Raw genomic sequence first — 18,927 nt, 5'->3', positions numbered from 1 at the left:
CGTTGGCACGGAACATCCGTACCTCCTTCCGCGCACCGGGCCCTGAGCCCTGAAGAACGCCGGCCATCCCCAATGTTTTCCGCCCGTTTTCGCGGACGCGAAGGTGAGGATGGACCGACTTCCTTACGGCGCCCTGTCGTGGCACCCAGCCGCTGAAGCTGAAGAGCTTGTAATCTATTCGCGCGATGTTCGCAAGCAAAACCAGACCGCGCAAGTCGGGTTAGGCGAGGTGTCACGCAGCTGTGTCCAAGGCCTCCACCAGCGCGGCCATGTCCGGCGGCAGGGGGGAGGAGAAGGACAGGGGCGCCCCCGTGACGGGATGCCGGAACCCCAGTGACTGCGCGTGCAGCGCCTGCCGGGGAAAGGCCAGCAGCGCCTCCCGAGATGCGTCCGGCAGGCCGCGCGAGACCGCCGGGACGCGCCGGCAGTAGACGGGGTCCCCCACCAGCGGGTGTCCGATATGCGCCATGTGCACGCGGATCTGGTGGGTGCGCCCCGTCGCCAGCCGGCAGCGGACCAGCGCGCAGGCGGTACCCCAGGCCCGCTCCGTCGCGAAATGGGTCAGCGCGTGCTTTCCCCCGCGGGTGACCACGGCCATCCGCTTGCGGTCCGCCGGATGGCGCCCGATCGCCGCCTCCACGCTGCCCGCGGCGGGGGAGGGGACGCCCCAGGCCAGCGCCAGGTAGCTCCGCTCCAGGTCCCGCTCCGCGAAGGCGGTGGAGAGGGCGTGGTGGGCGGCCTCGGATTTGGCCACCACCATCACCCCGCTCGTCTCCTTGTCCAGCCGGTGGACGATGCCCGGCCGCTTCTCCCCCCCGATGCCCGAGAGCTCCTCCCCCGCATGGGCGAGGATGGCGTTCACCAGGGTGCCGTCCGGATTGCCGGGTGCGGGGTGCACCACCAGCCCCGCCGGCTTGTCCAGCACGATCAGGTCCCGGTCCTCGAAGAGGATCGTCAGGTCCATGGCCTGGGGCAGGGGGGTCGCGGCCTCCGGCGGGGGCACGCCGAGGGTATAGACGGCCCCGGGCCGCAGCGCCTCCGAGGAGTCGCGCGTCACCGCCCCGTCCCGCGCCGCGTGCCCGCCCTCCACCAGCGCCTTGACGCGGGAGCGGGAGAGACCGCCCATGCCGGCGAAGGCCCGGTCCAGCCGGTCCCCCGCCTGCCCGGCGGTGGCGGTGAAGGAGAGGACCACTGGCCCGTCAGCGGAGGTGTCGTTGCGCGCGCTCAAGATTCTCGTTGCCGTCATGGGGGTGCTGATCGTCGCCGGCACCGTGACGCTGGTTGTGATGATCATCCAGCGCGCCGGCAAGGCCGTGCCCGCTGCGCCCTCCGTCCCGGCCGCCGAGCTCTCCCTCCGGCAGCCGCCGGGCACCCGCATCGCCGGCATCGCCCCCGGCGCCGAGGGGCGGCTGGCGGTCTGGGTCCAGCGGCCAGACGGCGAGCGCCTGGTGATCCTGGACACGCGCGGCGGCGCCGTGCTGGGCGAGATCCGCGTGGGGGAGTGAGGCGGTGCACCGCAAGCCGCACCTGCCCGAGAAGACCTGCGCCACATGCGGGCGGCCCTTCGCGTGGCGCAAGAAGTGGGCGAGGGACTGGGAGGCGGTCCGCCACTGCTCCGACGCCTGCCGCAGCGGGCGGCGCGCGGCCGCGAAAAAGAATGAAGAATCCGCCCGAACCCCGCTTGCACCCCCCGGACAGGGCGGATAGAAGGCGCCTCCCGACGGCCACGTCCCCATCGTCTAGAGGCCTAGGACACCGCCCTCTCACGGCGGTAACAGGGGTTCGAATCCCCTTGGGGACGCCAATCGGCGTTGATTTTTATTGCGGTTTCCGGTCAGTTCGGACCAGAGCCCAACGATCACCCTCCCCGCGCACATCACCGAGCACGTTCCTCCCTCGCGGTTCCCAGCACTGTTCTGTGCTGACTGGCGCCGAAGGTGACTTGGTCTGCCCTGCGCTCCTCAAGCTCTCGCCCCGGGGTCGTTGCGACGGTCCTCATGACCTATCCTCCTGACGACCGGCGGGGTGCACCGGGCATTGACCTGGACCGAGTGAGACCAGCACAAGTTGGTCAGGATCGAAGATCGCGGCTCGGCTCGTAACGTCGGCGGAGAGCGCGTTAGGTGAAAGGAAGCAGGATTGAGAAAGCCCAATTACAACCAGGATCGCCTGCAGCGCGAGCGGGACAAGGCCGCGAAGGCCCAGGCCAAGGAGCAAAAGAAGCTGGATCAGCGGGAAGCGAAGAACGCGGCCCGGCCGGACGCCGAGCCTGCCGAGGATAGCACCGACGAGCGCTGATGATGCGCGGCGCCGAGTCCATCGCGCCAGCAGGGGCGGGGCAGGGGTGCGCATGCGGCAGGCTCGGAAGGGCGTCGCGCGGTGATCGTCTGAGTGTCTTCGGCGGTGCGGCCGGCTCGTCCCGTTCTTTGTCATGGTGCCCGTTGCCGGCCTCGAGACCGCCGGTCCATGGCCTTTCTCGGCCGGGTTCGTGCTCGTCGAAGCACTGACACTGCCGCTCGGCCTGTGGCTTAACCGGAGATCCGCCCGTGCGATCCCCCGTGAGACGGCTGGGCCGGCCCGTGCACAACCCGCTTACGGCCCTGCTCCGCGCCGCTTCTACGGCCTTGCGATGCAGTGGTGGTCAGTCCTGATGATTGGCTCCGGCGTACCGCTGCTCACTAAGCAGGAGCCGGAGAGAGAGGCGCGTCGCACAAGCACGTCACCGATAGAAGTGCTGCTCGAAGGTTAGCCCGTGGGAGTCGGCGAGGTAGCGCCGCGCCGCCAGCCACTCGCCCGGCTGCACCATCAACCTGCTCCCCCGCGCCGCGTTATGGCGGGACCTTCAGGGAGATCTCGCATGGCAAAGGCCGGCTATTTTGCGCGCCCGGTTGGGGCGGACGGAAAGCACCATCCACACGTTACCAGCAAGGAAGAGCAGGAGCCGGGCAAGTGGTCCGACACCGTCCACAAGGTGGCGGACACCGTCCGCGGCTGGCTCGGCGCTCCCGCCAGCACCAAGGAGAGCTGACGGCTTAGGTTTGAAGGCGCCGGCTGCCTGCTCTCGAGGCTGCCGGCGCCGAGGTCATTGCCGGGGCAGGAGCGAAGTTGGAGGATCTCTAGCCGCTGTACCGTTCTGCCGGCGCCAATCCAACGACTGCAAAGCGCCGAGCATAGATTTTCGGCCCCTGCTGGATGATGTTTCAAGCTGCACTGGGCGCCGCCCCGGTCGTGCCGATAGCAGTTTGAGGGGCGTCACTCGAACTGCCACGAGCCTTGTCCCCACACCTCGCTCCCCGCGTCGCGCACGAGTCGCGCAACCCCGGTCGCTGACGTGCCCTGCGACCGGTGTGCCGCGGCCTTTCCGCCCCGCCGCCGCCCAACTCGCAAGTGCATGCTGTTTGTGTATCGGGGTCGGAAGGAATTTCGCAGTTGCGGCATGGCGGGGATGGTCGCGGGCGTGGTGGTGGGATAGGGAGGCGGGGTGCGGGCCTGGGCGGCCCTGACCTCGCAGGGGAAATCGATGCGCGTCGCGATGATCGGTGCCGGGTATGTCGGGCTCGTGTCCGGTGCCTGCTTTGCCGAGTTCGGGGTGGATGTCTGCGTGGTGGACACGGAGGCCTCCAAGGTGGAGGCGCTGCGGGACGGGCGCATTCCGATCTACGAGCCCGGGCTGGACAAGCTGGTGGAGGAGAACGTCCGGGACGGGCGGCTGAGCTTCACCACCGCGCTCGAGGAGGCGATGGAGGGGGCGGACGCGGTGTTCCTGGCGGTGGGCACGCCGTCGCGGCGCGGCGACGGGCACGCGGACCTCTCCTACGTGTTCGCGGCGGCCGAGCAGGTGGCCCGCGCGGCCCGCGGCCCGCTGGTGCTGGTGACGAAGTCGACCGTGCCGGTGGGCACGGGGCGGCGGATCAAGGCGGTGCTGGACGAGGTGCGGCCGGGGCACGAGATCGTGGTGGCGTCGAACCCCGAGTTCCTGCGCGAGGGCAGCGCGATCGCCGACTTCATGCGCCCGGACCGCGTGGTGATCGGGGCCGAGGACGACCGGGCGTTCCAGGTGCTGCGGCGGCTGTACCGTCCGCTCTACCTCATCGAGACGCCGATCGTGCAGACGGGGATCGAGACGGCGGAGCTGATCAAGTACGCGGCGAACGCGTTCCTGGCGGTCAAGATCACCTTCATCAACCAGATGGCCGACCTCTGCGAGCGCGCCGGGGCGAACGTGCACGACGTGGCGCGCGGGATGGGGCTGGACGGGCGGATCGGGCGCAAGTTCCTGCACGCGGGCCCGGGCTACGGCGGCTCGTGCTTCCCCAAGGACACGCTGGCGCTGGCCCGCACGGCCCAGGAGCTCGGGGCGCCGGTGACGATCGTCGAGCAGACGATCGCGGCCAACGACGCGCGCAAGGAGCAGATGGCCGAGCGCGTGGTCGCGGCCCTGGGCGGGTCGGTGGCGGGCAAGACGGTGGCCGTGCTCGGGCTGACCTTCAAGCCGGAGACGGACGACATGCGCGACGCGCCGTCGCTCGTCGTCGTGCCGCGCCTGGCCGCGGCAGGCGCCACGATCCGGGCCTTCGACCCCCAGCCCGCCCACGCCAAGCAGCTGCTGCCGGCCAACACCGTCTTCGCCGAGGGCGCGCTGGAGGCGGCAGAAGGCGCGGACGCGGTGGTGCTGCTGACGGAGTGGAACGAGTTCCGCGCCCTCTCGCCCAAGCGCCTGCAAGCGGCCATGAAGGGCGACGTGGTGCTGGACCTCCGCAACGCATGGGACCCCGAAGCCTTCCGCGAGTGCGGCCTCAACTACTCCTCCATCGGACGCCCGTAGAGGACGAGGCGGCAGGACAGGAACGGCGACCGGAGCCGGGCCCCGCCCGGACCCAGTCGCAGCTGACCTTCGCCGCCGAGGGTGTGGCCGCGCGCGGGCGTCGCTGATTCAGCGGGGCCGGCCGTCTTTCCGATCTCTCGGCCGCAACGCCGTGCCGCCGCTCGGGCGCCGTGCACGCAGATGGCCGGCCGCTCCGACGGCGGCCGGCTTGCAGAAGCGTGGACGGTAGCGGAACCCGCACGGGCGGACGCTGCCTCTGTTGCGCGTGCAGGGCGCGATGCCCGCAGGCGCCGCCGATGAGGGAGACGTTGCCCAGTACCGCGGGGATGGAAATGCACTCGTACATCTTCCATCAATCCGCGCCGTCGCGATCTTGCGCGTTGCGCCCCGGACAACTTCCGCCATGCCCGGCAATCTCCTCCGGCGCGGAACGGCGATGCGCGCCGGATCGCTTTGACAGGAACATGTCATGCTTCGGGGGCAGAGTCTTGATTGGCACCGATGTGGAACAGCAAGGCCGACGAGGTATATACCGGAACCGGAACACTCGGTGAGTTGCCGATTTCACTGCTGGGTTGATCTGCATGACCGAAAGCCTCGATCCGAAGTTGCCCAAGGCGGAGGAGACCAGCGCGACCGACGATGCGTCGCCCGACGAGGCAGAGGTCTCCGGTTCTGATGACGGCGCCTCCGGTCTTCGCAACAGCATCGGCATCATCAAGGCGGATTTCCTGGAAGCCTTGCGACTTCTCGGGCGCGCCGCTGCGGACATCGGAATCGACCTTGAATTGAGGCCAGACCTGCGCGACGCCGAATCAGTTCCGGGCAGTTGGACTTCCAAGGGACTCTTCGCGGAACTGGAAGCGCAGAACAAAACTCTTCGCGCGCTGCGCGAGGAGAATATCGCCCTCACGCGCGAGGTGGAGCGGCGCTTCCAGGAACTGGCCTACCTCACCTCGCTGCTCGAGTCTGCGCGCAGAGGGGAGCTGCCGTCACCGCCGAGGTCCGCAAGGAGGGGACCCGAGGACCGGGCGAAAGGCTCCGACGTTGCCAGGCGCAGCGGGGAGGCGCGGCTCCGGCCATCCACCCTCCACATCGCGGACCTGACCGTCAATTCCTGGGCGACGACGGCTCTGCTGAACCACGTCACGATCGAGGACGCGGCCGGGATGCACGCGAAGGTCTGGAATTTCCAGGATACCGACCAGAGCCGCTTCTCGTGGCAGGTCCGGCGTCTGCAGGGCCTGAAGGCGGGCCTGATCGAGAGAGGTGCGCCGCCCTCCGGCGCGATGACCTTCGTTTACGGGGTCGAGACCTACCGTGCCCTGCTGGCGCGCGGCGACAGGCCGGCCTCGCCAACGGCGGTCCTGGTCTCGACGCGCACGGAGATGGCGGACGCGACGGCCCTGCTGAAGGACCAGCCGCCCTTCACCAGGCTCCTCCGCACCACCACCCTCCTCTTCCCCGGCCTTCAGGATCCGGCGACGGAAAGCTGGCCCGTGGCGCTGCGGGTGGGGCTGCACGACCAGCGGAAGATGCCGGCCAGGACGATCCCCGAGGCGGATATCGGCATCAACCTGCACGGCAAGGAGATCACGAAGGGTGTCACCAGGCTCATCGAGGATCTTCAGAAGAGGCTCGAGAAGCCGCTCCTCGTGCTCGCCGACGAGAACAACAAGTCGGCTGCCAGGAAGCACGCGAAGAATGTCGTGACGGCCGACAAGAGCCGGGGCTTCTGGAACGAGTTCTTCGCATCTCTCAAGGTCTTCGTCGATATCGGCAGCACGCCGGAGAAGATCCAGGTCACCGCGGCCGTCAGCCAGGCCATCCAGCGCAGGCGGCTCGTCGTGCTCTTCTGCGAGCGCGAAGCGGCCTGTCCCGGCACCCTGACGATCGCCGACAAGGACCGGCTCATCGAGTTCCTCGCCGAGACCACCTCGTCCCCAAGTCTGCTGGAGGAACGGATGCAGGCGGCGGCGGACGCCTTCGACCTGTACCGGGGCGACCAGTTCCACGCCGGGCGGGTGCTGCGGGCGTGGAGCGAGGGGCTAGGCCCTGCCGTGTGACGCACCGCGCGCGGGAGCAATCGGCCGGGAGCCGGCTTCCATATAGGACCGAACGCCGGCCTGTGATAATCCGTTGCCCGGTTCAGCGCCCTCCAGCCAGCGTCCGGTTATCTCGAAGGGGAGTTCCTTATGAGTGGCGGCCCGTTCTTCTTCGGCATTCCTCTGCTCTCGCAGAAGGTCAGCCCCGACTGGGCGACGACCTGCGCGCTGCTGAACAGGACGATCGAGAGCTGCTTCACGAACCGGGATCATGACGTCCGGGTGCTGGTGGCCTGCCATGAGCTGCCGGAACTGTCCCCGGCGGTGAAAGCCTTCAAGGACAGGATCACTTTCCTCGTCGCCGATCACGCGGCGCCGGCCATCGACTCCTCCAAGGGGGATCGTCGGCAGGACAAGCACCGCAAGATGGGAAAGCTGGTGGAGCACGCGTCCGCGGCGAATAACTGTCACCTCTTCATTCTCGACGCGGACGACGTGGTCAGCACCTCCATCGTGTCGCACGTGTTCTCGAAAGGCAGCGTCTCCGTCGTGTTCCGCGTCGGTTATGTCTTCAACGAGAAGTCGGGCGAGATCTACCGGCGGGAGCGCTTCGACCAGTTCTGCGGAAGCGCCTGCGCGCTCTTCTTCGGCCGGGAGGAATCGACGGGGAAGGAACTGGACGGCGCCCAGCTCGCCACCGTCCCGATGAGCCACAAGAACTGGCAGACCCTGGTGGAGCGGTACGGCGGGCGCATCATCAAGTCCCGGGAGCCGCACGTGGTCTACATCAAGAACCATGGCGTGAACCTGAGTTTCCTCGACGACAACGGCGTCTTCAATCCGAGCCGCCCCGCGCGGTTCGAGGCCCAGTTCTCCGAGGAGCGGCTGGAGGAGGGGGTGTCGGTGACCGACACCGAGGGCTTCTCGAAGCTCTTCCCGCTCCTGCAGATGAAACAGCCCCAGTAGCCGGAGGGGGCAGGCGATGGCCAAGCGCGTGCAGGTCGACCCCCGCGAGATGTCTCTCGGGGATCAGGTAAAACTCGTTCGCCAGTCCAAGCAGATGCACCCGAAATGGTACACTGCCACCTACCCGGACGTCGAACTCGCGGGCATGGACCCGTACGAGCACTACCTGCTCTACGGGGCGGGGATGGGGCGCCGCCCGCGCAACGGCTTCGACCCGAAGTTCTACACGGACCGGTACGAGGACGTGAGCGCCTCGGGGCTGAACCCGCTGGTCCACTTCATCCTCCACGGCAAGGCCGAAGGGCGGCTGCAGTGCGACGACGACCTCAAGCGCCGCCGTGAGCGGGCGCGCCGGAAAGTCTCGGACATCCTGCTGAGGATGTTCCCCTGCGGCTTCGTGGACGAGCCGCTCGCGGCGCTCAGGGCGATGGCGGAGAGCCCCCAGCCGGTCGAGCGCTTCGCCGCGGCGAAGGCGCTCTTCCTCTGGCACTTCCGCATGCGCAGCGAGGCCGGCTACGAGGAGGCCTCGCGCCACGCCGCCATCTGCCGCGCGGCCGCGCAGGACGATGCCGAGGGGGTGCAGTCGCTCACCCTGCTGAGCCTCGCCCTCTTCGGCCTCGGGAACGCTGAGCAGGGCCGGGCCCTGATGGATCAGGCGCCGTCGGCCGCGGACAGGACGGATTTCTACCTCGCGCAGGCCAACTTCGAGCCCGACATCGGCGCGCGGATCGGCCTGCTCAACCGCGCGCTGGCGCAGACCGGCATCCCGCCCGTCTCACTCGCCGACGCGCCCTCCCGGACCTTCTACGACCGCCTGGTCGGCCATGCCGGGGAGGACGGCCACGTCGCGGACGGGCCGAAGGTGTCCGTCATCGTCGCGGCCTACAACTGCGAGGACACGATCGAGACCACGCTGGCCTCCCTCGCCAGTCAGACGTGGCGCAACCTCGAGGTCATCGTCGTCGACGACTGCAGCACCGACAACACCGCCTCCGTGGTGCGCGCGGTGAGCGAGCGCGATCCCCGGGTGCGCCTGCTGACCATGCCCGTGAACGGTGGCGCCTACGTCGCGCGCAACCGCGGCCTGGACGAGGCGCGGGGCGCCATCGTGACCATCCACGACGCCGACGACTGGTCCCACCCGACGAAGCTGCGGACGCAGGCCGAGTTCCTGCTCAGGAACGAGGGGATGATCGCCTGCACCTCCAAGCAGGCCCGGGCGACGAACGACCTGATCTTCCAGCGGCCGAACCAGAACGGCGACCTCACGACGCTCAACACCTCCTCCATCATGTTCCGGACGGAGCTGCTGCGGACGCGGCTCGGCTACTGGGACACCGTCCGCTTCGGCGCCGACACGGAGATGCTGAAGCGGGTGCAGCTGGCGGCGCCGAAGACCGGCCTCGGCATGCTGAAGACCGGCCCGCTCTCCTTCCAGCGGATCTCACCGACGAGCATCGTCGCCGACGAGCATTTCGGCATCGAGGGAGCGCATTTCGGCGCGCGCTACGCCTACCTCGATTCCTACACCGCCTTCCACTCGGACGAGCCGTCGCTGCGGTACGATGCCGACACCAGCACGCGCCGCTTCCCCGCGCCCTATCCCATGCTGCCCGGCCGGCGCCGCGGGGAGAAGCCGCCGCATTTCGACGTCATCATCGCCTCTGATTTCCGGATGACGGGCGGCAGCACCCGCTCCAGCATCGAGGAGCTCCTCTGCCACGAGAAGTACGGCCTCTCCACGGCCGTCGTGCAGATGTTCAGGTACGACATCGATCCCCGGCGGAACTTCCTCGCGGTTTTCGGCGAGAAGATGGACCTATGCGATTTGCGGGTGCTGGTCTACGGCGAGACGGCCACCTGCGACCTGCTGATCCTGCGCTACCCGCCGGTGCTGCAGCACTTCCAGCGCTTCCTTCCCACCATCAAGGCTTCGAAGGTGAAGGTGATCGTCAACCAGACGCCGCTGAGCGACTACTCCGGCTCCGGCGACCTCCGGTTCGACCTGAAATCCGCTTCCGAGAACTGCCGGCGCTTCTTCGGCCAGGACGCCGAGTGGCACCCGATTGGGCCGCTCGTCCGCGACGCCCTGCACACGCACCACGCGGAGGAGCTCCCGTACGTGGAGCTCTCCCCGCTCGACTGGTACAACGTGATCGACTTCGCCGGCTGGTACAGGGGCCCGCGGAAGCGCGGCTCCGGCGACCGGCTGAGGATCGGCCGGCACTCGCGGGACAATCCCGTGAAGTGGCCGGACACCCGGGAAGCGACCCTCACCGTCTATCCCGACGCGCCCGACGTCGAGGTCTGGGTTCTCGGGGGCGCCAACACGCCGGCCGGCCTGATCGGCGAGGTCCCGCCGAACTGGACCGTCTTCGACTTCGGCACCCGCTCGCCAAAGGACTTCCTCGCCGACATCGACGTGTTCGCCTACTACACCAACCCCGACTGGATCGAATCATTCGGCCGATCCATCATCGAGGCCATGGCCGTCGGCGTCCCGGTGATCCTTCCGCACGTCTACAAGCCGCTCTTCGAGGAGGCGGCTATCTACGCGGAGCCCGAGGAGGTCGTGGACATCGCCAAGCGCCTCCACGCGGACGAGGCGGCCTACGCCCGGCAGGTCGAGACGGCCCTCACCTACGTCAAGGAGCGCTTCAGCTACGAGCTCCACATGTCCAGGCTGGCAGCGGCGGGGGTGCAGGCCGCGGTGAAGAAGATGCCGGACATCCAGGCCATGCTGTGAGGCGGCCGGCCCCCGCTCAGCCCGGCCCCGGCAGGATGGCCTGGACGCTCGTCTCGACGATGATGAACCTCGGCCCGGGATCGGCGATCAGCGCGGGAACCCCTTCCAGCTCCGCCACGCTCCGGATCCGCGTCACCGGGAAGCCGTAGGCCTGCCCCATCAGCGCCAGGTCCGGGTTGCGGAAGGAGGTGCCGGAGACGCGGCCGGGGTACTGCCGCTCCTGGTGGATGCGGATGGAGCCGTAGATCCCGTTCTCCGACAGCACAACCTTCAGAGGCAGCCCGCGCTCCAGCGCGACCGCCAGCTCGCTTCCCGTCATCAGGAACCCGCCATCGCCCACGAGGCAGATGGTCGTCCGCCCCGGCTCCCGCAGCCCCGCCGCGACCGCCGCCGGCACGCCGAACCCCATGGCGCCCGAGATCGGCGCCAGCAGCCTCTGCGGCGGCGCGAAGGGCACCACGCGATAGACCGGCGCCCCGAAGGTGCCGGCGTCCACCGTGACGATGGCGTCCGCCGGCAGGCATCGCCCGATCGCGTCCACCGCCAGCTCGAAGGGCACGCCGTCCGTCACCTCGAAGCGGCGCGGCGCGGCGATGCGCCGCCGCTCCTCCCCCAGCCGCCCGATCCAGCCCTCGCGCGCCGACGGCGCCGCGTCGGGCGTGCCGATCGTCTCCAGCAGGGCAGGGACAGGGCAGGCGATGGCTAGGTCGCAGCCGAAATGCGTGCCGATCACCGCCGGGTCGGCGTGGACATGCACCAGGGTCTGCTCCGGCCGGACCAGGCGCGGGAAGCTGTAGCCTTGGGTGGTGATGTCCGACAGCCGCGCCCCCAGCACGAGGAGCAGGTCCGCCTCCCGCAGCACCGCCATCTGCCGATCCGGGTTGGAGAGGCCGAGGTCGCCCGCATAGAGCCGGTGCGCGTTCGGCAGCAGGTCCTGCCGACGGAAGGAGACGAGGGAGGGAAGGTTCCACGCCTCCAGAAAGCCGAGCAGCGCCGCGCGCCCGTCCTCTCCCGTGACGCCGCTGCCCGCGATCACCAGCGGCCGCTCCGCCTTTCGGAGCATGCCCCGAAGCGCGCCGAGCGAAGCGGCGTCCGGCGCGGCGCCCACACGGGCCTGCGGCGCGACGGAGACCGGATCGCACGCCGCCGTCAGCACGTCCTCCGGCACCGCGATCACCACCGGGCCGGGCAGGCCCGTGTTGGCCACCTGCAAGGCGCGCAGCATCGTCTCGCCCACGCGCTCGGGGTCGGTCAGCTCCGCCACCCACTTGGCGATGCCGCCGAACATCCGGCCGTAGTCGATCTCCTGGAAGGAGTCCCGGCGCACGTCCCGCTTCGCCACCTGCCCGACGAGCAGGATCAGCGGCACGCCGTCCTGCTGCGCCGTGTGCACGGCGATTGCGGCGTTGCTCGCCCCCGGCCCGCGGCTGACCATCACCACGCCGGGTCGCCCGGTCAGCCGCGCATCCGCCAGGGCCATGAAGCCGGCCCCGGCCTCGTGCCGGCAGACCACCGTGTCGATCGTGCCGTGCCCGTGCAGCGCGTCCAGCAGGCCGAGATAGCTCTCCCCCGGCACGCAGAAGACCCGGTCGATCCCGTGCGCCTCCAGCGCCGCGACGATCCTCTCCCCGACGGTCGTCACCCCCACGGTGGTCACCCCGGCGGTCGTCACTCGGACCGCGTCCCGGTCACGCGCACGATCTCGCCCCAGCTCTCGTAGTCGCGGCGCAGGATCTGCCCAAACCTCTCCGGCCCTGCCGGATCCACCACGGCGCCAAGATCGGTGATGGTCTTCCCGAACCCCGGATCCGCCAGCAGGCCGGAAACCTCCCGGTCCAGTCGCGCCACGATGGTGGGCGGCAGCCCCGCGGGGCCGAGCAGGCCGAGCCAGGCACCGCCCTTCACCGCGGGGAAGCCCGCCTCCGCCGTGGTGGGCACCTCAGGCACCACCCCCACGCGCTCCGCCGTGCCGACGGCGATCGGCCGCACCTTGCCGTCCCGCGCGAAGGGCATGGTGCCGATCAGCGTGTCGAAGGTCAGGTCCACGCGGCCGGCCACGATGTCCGTCAGCGACTGCGCGGTGCCGCGGTACTGCACCTGCGTCATCCGCACGCCCGTGGAATGCGCCAGCATGGCCATGAGGAGCTGCGAGGTGGAGCCGTTGCCCGTGGTAGCGTAGGTCACCGAATCCGGCTCCCGCCGCGCCTTGTCCACCACGTCCCGCAGGCTCGTGAAGCCGGTGTGCTTCCCCGCGACGAGCAGGTACGGCAACTGCACGAGCTGCCCGATGGTGGTGAAGTCCACCCGCGGATCGTAGCCGATATTGGGATAGATGTGCGGGTTGATCGCCTGCGGCGCGGAGGCCCCGACGGTGATGGTGTAGCCATCCGGCGCCGACCGGGCGACGTAGGCGGCCCCGATCGATCCGCTCTGCCCCACGCGGTTGTCCACCACGAAGCGCTGGCCGAGCGCGCGGGAGAAGCGCTCCGCCACCAGCCGCGCGACGGAATCGGTCGCGGTGCCCGGCGGGAAGCCGACGATGATGCTCACCGGCCTGCTCGGCCACTCGTCGGCGCGGGCAAGCCGGGGCGCGGCAAGGGCCAGCGGGGCCGCGAGCAGGACGCGCCGGGTCGGCGTGAAGGGCATGGACACTCTCCTCCTGGCGCCGCCCGCCGGTTGATCCGGCGGTGCGGCCTGGTTCACGGGATCAGTTCACCCGTCCGAGCAGCCCCCGCGCGATCACCTGCGCCTGGATCTCCGCCGCGCCCTCGAAGATGGAGAGGATGCGCGCGTCGCAGAGCACGCGGCTGATGGGGTACTCGATGGCGTAGCCGTTGCCGCCATGGATCTGCAGCGCGGCGTCCGCGTTGCTCCACGCCACGCGCGCGGCCAGCAGCTTCGCCATCCCCGCCTCCATGTCGCAGCGCTGGCCGGAGTCCTTCGTGCGCGCGGCGAAGTAGGAGAGCTGGCGCGCCATCATCGTCTCCGTCGCCATCCAGGCCAGCTTCGCGTGCACGCGCGGGAACTTCAGGATGGGCCGCCCGAACTGCTCGCGCGTGGTGGCGTAGGCGGCGCCCAGCTCCATCGCGTTCTGCGCCACGCCCAGGGCCCGCGCCGCGGTCTGGATGCGCGCGCTCTCGAAGGTCTCCATCAGCTGCTTGAAGCCCTGGCCCTCCACCCCGCCCAGCAGGGAGGAGGCGGGCACCTCGAAGCCGTCGAAGCCGATCTCGTACTCCTTCATGCCGCGGTAGCCGAGCACGGGGATCTCCGCCCCGCTCATGCCCGGGGCAGGGAAGGGATCGCCCTCCGTGCCGCGCGGCTTCTCCGCCAGCAGCATGGACAGGCCCTTGTAGCCCGATCCCGGCGCGCCCGTTCGCACCAGCAGCGTCATGAGGTCGGAGCGCGAGCCGTGGGTGATCCAGGTCTTGGCGCCGTAGATCTTGTAGACCGCACCCTCCCGCACCGCGCGGGTGCGAAGGTTGCCGAGGTCCGACCCCGTGTTGGGCTCCGTGAACACCGCCGTCGGCAGCGTCTCGCCGGAGGCGATGCGGGGCAGCCAGCGCGCCTTCTGCTCCTCGGTCCCGCCGAGCCGGATCAGCTCTGCCGCGATCTCGGACCGCGTGCCGAGCGAGCCGACGCCGATATACCCGCCGCTCAGCGCCTCGGAGACGAGGCACATCGCCACCTTGCCGAGCCCGAGCCCTCCGTACTCCTCGGGGACCGTCAGCCCGAACACGCCCATCTCCGCCAGCTTGCCCACCAGCTCCGCGGGGATCAGCTCGTCCCGCTGGTGCCAGCCCTGGGCGTGCGGCGTCACCTCGGCGGCGGTGAAGCGCAGGAACTCCGCCCGCGTCGCCTCCAGCGCCTCGTCATCGAGCCCGAGCGCGCCGTACTCGCCCTCCGCCACCCGGTCCCCCAGGGCCAGCCGCGCGGCCTCCAGCCCGGCGGGGCCGGAGAGGCGGGCGAGCACGGGCTCGGCCAGGAAGCGCGCCACCGCCTCGGGCGGGACCCCCATGTCGGCGGGGCGCACCACCTCCGCCTGGCTCATCGGGATGCCGCCCGCGAGCTGGGAGAGGTACTCGGCGAAGCCCAGCCGCAGGATCGCCGCCTCCGCAGCGCCAAGGTCCCCTGCGCCCGCCAGCCCCTCCGCCCAGCGCAGGGTTTGGCGCAGCGCCTCCACATAGGCCGCCTGCCAGGCCAGCCCGTGCAGGGCGAACTGGTGCCGGTCCATCAGCGCAGGGTCCGGTTTGCCGGTGGGCGCCACGGTCGCGGCCACCGCGCGACGCCCCTCCTCGAACAGGCGCTCGGCCGCTGCCAGGGCCGCACCGTACTCGGCCAGCGCGATGTCGTTGCTCACGGCGTTCATGGCCTCAGCGCTCCTCAGGGCCGGCGACGATGCCGGCATCGTGCAGCTTTCCGATCGCGGCGGCGGAGAGGCCGAGCACCTCGGCCAGCACCGCGTCGCTATGCTCGCCCAGCCTTGGCGCAGGGGTCGGTTCCGGCCGCGGCGTGCCGGAGAAGGCGAGGGGCACGGCAGGTGCCAGGATGCGCCCCACGCCGGGCTGGTCGATCTCCGCGAACATCGGGTTGGCCGTGGAGACCCGCGGATCCTCCCGCACGAGCTGGCCGAAATCCTGGTACGGCCCCCACAGGATGCCGCTGCCCTCGAACAGCCGCGCGATCTCGGCCAGGGGATGCCGCGCGAACCAGGGCGCGAGCACGGCCGCGATGGCGTGCCGCGCCTCGTACCGCCCGCCCTCCTCGTCCAGGTTCACGTCCAGCATCGGGCCGATCATCGCCAGCTTCTCCGCCAGTCCCGTGACCTTGCCGATCGCCCGCCACTGCCGGTTGGAGATGGCGACGATCATCACCCGGCGCCCGTCTGCCGTCGGGAAGTCCCGCCCGAAGGCGCCGTAGAGCTCGTTCCCCATGGGCGGCCGCACCGCCCCGTTCACCTGCACGTCCGCCACGTAGCCGAGGTTGGCGACCGAGGCGAAGGCCACGTCCGCGAGGGACAGCACCACTTCCTGCCCCCGCCCGTCCCGCCGCCGCGTCCGCTCCGCCGAGAGGAGGCCGGTGGCGAGGTAGAGCCCCGCCGCGATGTCCCAGGCCGGCAGCACGTGGTTCACCGGCTCCTCGCCGCGCCCCGTGGCCGTGGGGAAGCCCGCCGCGCTGTTCACCGTGTAGTCCACGGCGCCGGACCCATCGGGGTTGCCGATCAGCCGGAGCATGATGAGGTCAGGCCGATGGGCGGAGAGCGCGGCGTGGCTCATCCAGCCGCTGGCCGGCAGGTTCGTCAGCAGGATTCCCGCATCCTCGCCGCCTTTCTCATCGGGGGCGCAGATCAGGGCGCGCGCGATCTCCTGCCCCTCCGGCCTGTTCAGCGCCAGCGCCACGGAGCGCTTGGCCTTGTTCAGCCCGGTCCAGTACAGGCTCGTCCCCTCCGGGGAGAGCGGCCAGCGGCGGTAGTCGATGTTGCCGCCGATGGGGTCGATCCGGATCACATCCGCGCCCAGCTGCGCCAGCGTCATCCCCCCGATCGGTGCTGCGATGAAGGCCGAGACCTCGACGACCCGCAGCCCGGAGAGCGGGGCCGCCATCAGGCCGCCCTCGTCGAGCCGGAGACAGGAGCTTGGGCCACCGGCGCGGCCGCGAAGGCGCGCTCCACGATCGCCGCCTGGTCCGCGTCGTGGTCCCCGTGGAAGCTGCCGGCGGGGGAGGGGGATTCGGGCCGGGCGACGAGCCCCGGCCGGGATTCGGCCAGCCCCGCCGCGGCGGCCACCGCTTCCAGCCGACGGTCCATCCAGCTCCATGCGCCCATGTTCTCAGGCTCCTCCTGCACCCAGGTGATGCGGGCTTCCGGCCAGCGGCGCAACAGCGCCGCCAGCTCCTCCGCCGGCAGGGGGTAAAGACGCTCGAGCCTCAGGACCGCCACGCCCTCAACCCCACGCGCGCGCTCCTCCAGCTCGTAGGCGATCTTGCCGGAACACAGCAGCACGCTGTGCACCGGCCCGGCCGGGACGGAGGCCACCACGGGCCGGAAGCCGCTGCCCGGCAGAAAGTCGGCGAGCGGCGAGACGGCGGCCGGCAGCCGCAGCAGCCGCTTCGGCGCGATCACCACCAGCGGCCGGTCGTGCAGCCCCAGCGCCTGCTCCCGCAGAAGGTGGAAATAGTTGGCGGGGGTGGAAGGGTTCGCGATCCGCATGTTGTCCCGCGCCGCGAGCTGCAGGAAGCGCTCGATCCGCGCTGAGGAGTGCTCCGGCCCCTGGCCCTCCAGCCCGTGCGGCAGCAGCACAACGAGGCGGGACGGGTCGCACCACTTCTCCTCGGCGGCCGCGAGGAACTGGTCGATCACGATCTGCGCGCCGTTGGCGAAGTCGCCGAACTGCGCCTCCCAGATCACCAGCGAATCCGGCCGCTCCAGGCTGTAGCCGTACTCGAAGCCCAGCACCGCGTACTCGGAGAGCGGGCTGTTATGGACCTGGAACCGCGCCTGTTGGGGAAACTGACCGGGCGAGAGCCGGTCCAGCCCGATGTGCCGCTCCCCCGTCGCGGAATCCACCAGCGCGAAGTGCCGGTGGGAGAAGGCGCCGCGCGCCACGTCCTGCCCGCTCAGCCGCACCGGCACACCCTCCAGCAACAGGCTGCCGAAGGCCAGCGCCTCCGCCGTGGGCCAGGCGATCCCGCCTTCTTCGATCGCCCGCTGCCGGAGGATGCGCCCCATGCGCGGGTGCAGCGCCGCGCCGCCCGGCGGTTCCGCGATGGCGGCGGCGATGCGGGACAGCACCTCCCCCGCCACCCCCGTCTCCGCCCCGCGCGGGGCGGGGCGGGGTGGATAGCCGCTCTCGTTCAGGCGGAAGCCGGCCGCGTCCTCATAGGCCGCCTGCAGCCGCGCGCGGCAGGCCTCCGCCATGGCCGCGACCGTCGCCTCGTCCGTCACGCCCGCCCGCACCAGCGCCTCCGCGTAGCGGCGCGCAACGGGCACCTGCTCCGCGATGCGGGCGTAGAGCCGCGGCTGGGTGAAGGCCGGCTCGTCGATCTCGTTGTGCCCGTTGCGCCGGTAGCAGACGAGGTCCACCACCGCGTCGCACCCCTGCGCCTGCCGCCAGGCCACCGCGATGTCCGCCGCCCGGCACACCGCCGCCGGGTCGTCCCCGTTCACGTGCAGGATGGCGCTGTCCACCGCCTTCCAGGCCCCGGTGCAGTGGCGGGAGGTGCGGGCCTCATGCGTCTCCGTCGTGAAGCCGATCCCGTTGTTGACGACGAGGTGCACCGTGCCCCCGGTGGAGTAGCCCGCCGGCCCCGCGAGCTGGATGCACTCCGCCACCACGCCCTGGCCGATCACCGCGGCGTCGGTGTGGATCACGATCGGCAGCACGCGCGCGCGGCCACCCTCGCCCTCCGCGTCCTGCGCGCCGCGGGCGCGGCCGAGCACCAGCGGGTCCACCGCCTCCAGGTGCGAGGGGTTGGAGAGCAGCGTCACCCGGATGTTGCGTCCGCCGAAGGCCAGCACCGCGTCGTGGCCGAGGTGGTAGGGGACGTCTCCCGCGCGCGGCGCGTCCGCGGGGAAAGGATGGGCGTTCTTGATCTCCGCCATCATCCGCGTGAGCGAGCGTCCCAGCACGTTCGCCATGACGGACAGACGGCCGCGATGCATGGTGCCGATCACCGCCCGCGTCACGCCGCTCTCCGCCGCACGCTCCAGCACGCGGGTCAGCAGCGGGATCAGCGCCTCCGCCCCTTCCGCGCCGAAGCGCTTCTTCGTGGGGAAGCGGCGGCCCAGGAAACCCTCGAACTCCTCCGCCGCGACCAGTCCGCGCAGGATCTCCATCGGCGCGGCGGGCCCGGGCAGCCCTTCGCTCCGCTCCACCGCCGCGCGCAGCCATTCGCGGCGGGCGTCGTCGTCGATATGGGCGCTCTCCGCCGCCAGCGTCCCGGCATAGGCGGCCCGCAGCGGCTCCTGCGCGGAGTCGATCGCATCGGCAGGGGAAGCCAGGGGATCGAGCGTCGCGAGGAGGTGCCCGCGATCCCGCCACGCCGCCTCCCGCAGCGCCGCCCCCCTTCCGGCCGCGCCGTCCGCCGCCTCGACCCCCACCTCCGCCAGAACCTGAAACAGCACCCGCCAGCCCGGCTCCACCGAGGCCGGGTCGCGCTCGAAGGCGGCCTGCATCGCCGAAAGGTACTCGTAGCTGATGCCGGACAGCGGTGAGGAGGACATGGCAGGGGTTTCCACCGGGCTAATCTCTCCTGCCACCCCGCCCCGGGCCGGGGCGGCGGGTCATCGGGACGCCTCCGCTTGAGAATACCAGCGATGGCCGTGGCAGGCATGGCGCGAGCGTAATAAG

Annotated in this window: 14 protein-coding genes and 1 tRNA gene; 9 read left to right on the top strand and 6 right to left on the bottom strand. The window is 70.6% G+C overall.

The annotated features are described in order from the left end of the window. Nucleotides 1–232: 232 nt before the first annotated feature. On the bottom strand, nt 233–1,246 hold the full coding sequence (locus VQH23_RS24805; RefSeq protein ID WP_338663340.1) for an RluA family pseudouridine synthase: 1,014 nt from the start codon (nt 1,244–1,246) through the stop codon (nt 233–235). On the opposite strand from VQH23_RS24805, the gene VQH23_RS24800 reads away from it, so the two are divergent. The 9 genes from VQH23_RS24800 (at nt 1,215) to VQH23_RS24760 (ending at nt 10,582) form a co-directional block, all read left to right on the top strand. Beyond that, nucleotides 1,215–1,505 (top strand): DUF6476 family protein, encoded by a 291-nt coding sequence (locus tag VQH23_RS24800; protein WP_338663339.1) that lies wholly within the window; start codon nt 1,215–1,217, stop codon nt 1,503–1,505. The genes VQH23_RS24805 and VQH23_RS24800 overlap by 32 nt on opposite strands. Nucleotides 1,506–1,509: 4 nt before the next feature. Continuing rightward, nucleotides 1,510–1,707: a DUF2256 domain-containing protein gene (locus VQH23_RS24795; protein WP_338663338.1), complete on the top strand. Its 198-nt coding sequence runs from the start codon at nt 1,510–1,512 to the stop codon at nt 1,705–1,707. A gap of 21 nt (nt 1,708–1,728) precedes the next feature. Continuing rightward, nucleotides 1,729–1,804 (top strand) — tRNA-Glu (locus tag VQH23_RS24790). Nucleotides 1,805–2,139: 335 nt separating this feature from the next. Beyond that, complete coding sequence (locus tag VQH23_RS24785; protein WP_338663336.1) at nt 2,140–2,298, top strand: hypothetical protein; 159 nt, start codon at nt 2,140–2,142, stop codon at nt 2,296–2,298. 559 nt (nt 2,299–2,857) lie between these two features. Beyond that, complete coding sequence (locus VQH23_RS24780) at nt 2,858–3,028, top strand: hypothetical protein (protein ID WP_338663335.1); 171 nt, start codon at nt 2,858–2,860, stop codon at nt 3,026–3,028. Between the two features lie 492 nt (nt 3,029–3,520). Next, entirely contained in the window at nt 3,521–4,825 is a 1,305-nt protein-coding gene (locus VQH23_RS24775; protein WP_338663334.1) for a UDP-glucose/GDP-mannose dehydrogenase family protein, read from the top strand. Nucleotides 4,826–5,409: 584 nt separating this feature from the next. Further along, on the top strand, nt 5,410–6,891 hold the full coding sequence (locus tag VQH23_RS24770; RefSeq protein WP_338663333.1) for a hypothetical protein: 1,482 nt from the start codon (nt 5,410–5,412) through the stop codon (nt 6,889–6,891). Between the two features lie 129 nt (nt 6,892–7,020). Beyond that, entirely contained in the window at nt 7,021–7,836 is an 816-nt protein-coding gene (locus tag VQH23_RS24765) for a hypothetical protein (RefSeq protein ID WP_338663332.1), read from the top strand. Between the two features lie 16 nt (nt 7,837–7,852). Beyond that, entirely contained in the window at nt 7,853–10,582 is a 2,730-nt protein-coding gene (locus VQH23_RS24760) for a glycosyltransferase (protein ID WP_338663331.1), read from the top strand. Nucleotides 10,583–10,598: 16 nt separating this feature from the next. Here VQH23_RS24760 and VQH23_RS24755 read toward each other — a convergent pair whose 3' ends face one another. From VQH23_RS24755 to VQH23_RS24735, 5 genes are all read right to left on the bottom strand, one after another. Then, on the bottom strand, nt 10,599–12,254 hold the full coding sequence (locus VQH23_RS24755) for a thiamine pyrophosphate-binding protein (RefSeq protein ID WP_338663330.1): 1,656 nt from the start codon (nt 12,252–12,254) through the stop codon (nt 10,599–10,601). After that, complete coding sequence (locus VQH23_RS24750) at nt 12,251–13,228, bottom strand: tripartite tricarboxylate transporter substrate binding protein (protein ID WP_338663329.1); 978 nt, start codon at nt 13,226–13,228, stop codon at nt 12,251–12,253. Before VQH23_RS24750 ends, VQH23_RS24755 begins: the two co-directional genes overlap by 4 nt. 61 nt (nt 13,229–13,289) lie before the next feature. After that, entirely contained in the window at nt 13,290–14,948 is a 1,659-nt protein-coding gene (locus tag VQH23_RS24745; RefSeq protein WP_338663328.1) for an acyl-CoA dehydrogenase family protein, read from the bottom strand. Nucleotides 14,949–14,952: 4 nt separating this feature from the next. Beyond that, nucleotides 14,953–16,182: a CoA transferase gene (locus VQH23_RS24740; protein ID WP_338663327.1), complete on the bottom strand. Its 1,230-nt coding sequence runs from the start codon at nt 16,180–16,182 to the stop codon at nt 14,953–14,955. Continuing rightward, complete coding sequence (locus VQH23_RS24735) at nt 16,182–18,800, bottom strand: 2-oxoglutarate dehydrogenase E1 component (protein WP_338663326.1); 2,619 nt, start codon at nt 18,798–18,800, stop codon at nt 16,182–16,184. Before VQH23_RS24735 ends, VQH23_RS24740 begins: the two co-directional genes overlap by 1 nt. Nucleotides 18,801–18,927: the final 127 nt, after the last annotated feature.

Origin of the sequence: Pararoseomonas sp. SCSIO 73927 (assembly GCF_037040815.1) — a bacterium.
In the GTDB taxonomy this organism is placed as follows: Bacteria; Pseudomonadota; Alphaproteobacteria; order Acetobacterales; family Acetobacteraceae; genus Roseomonas.
Note: the sequence above shows the minus strand (reverse complement) of the source record. Positions and strands in the feature narration are given on the sequence as shown.

Coding starts and splice junctions, on each gene's coding strand:
- VQH23_RS24805 (WP_338663340.1), bottom strand. CDS start 1,246: ATGACGGCAACGAGAATCTTGAGCGCGCGCAACGACACCTCCGCTGAC.
- VQH23_RS24780 (WP_338663335.1), top strand. CDS start 2,858: ATGGCAAAGGCCGGCTATTTTGCGCGCCCGGTTGGGGCGGACGGAAAG.
- VQH23_RS24775 (WP_338663334.1), top strand. CDS start 3,521: ATGCGCGTCGCGATGATCGGTGCCGGGTATGTCGGGCTCGTGTCCGGT.
- VQH23_RS24770 (WP_338663333.1), top strand. CDS start 5,410: ATGACCGAAAGCCTCGATCCGAAGTTGCCCAAGGCGGAGGAGACCAGC.
- VQH23_RS24765 (WP_338663332.1), top strand. CDS start 7,021: ATGAGTGGCGGCCCGTTCTTCTTCGGCATTCCTCTGCTCTCGCAGAAG.
- VQH23_RS24760 (WP_338663331.1), top strand. CDS start 7,853: ATGGCCAAGCGCGTGCAGGTCGACCCCCGCGAGATGTCTCTCGGGGAT.
- VQH23_RS24750 (WP_338663329.1), bottom strand. CDS start 13,228: ATGCCCTTCACGCCGACCCGGCGCGTCCTGCTCGCGGCCCCGCTGGCC.
- VQH23_RS24745 (WP_338663328.1), bottom strand. CDS start 14,948: ATGAACGCCGTGAGCAACGACATCGCGCTGGCCGAGTACGGTGCGGCC.
- VQH23_RS24740 (WP_338663327.1), bottom strand. CDS start 16,182: ATGGCGGCCCCGCTCTCCGGGCTGCGGGTCGTCGAGGTCTCGGCCTTC.
- VQH23_RS24735 (WP_338663326.1), bottom strand. CDS start 18,800: ATGTCCTCCTCACCGCTGTCCGGCATCAGCTACGAGTACCTTTCGGCG.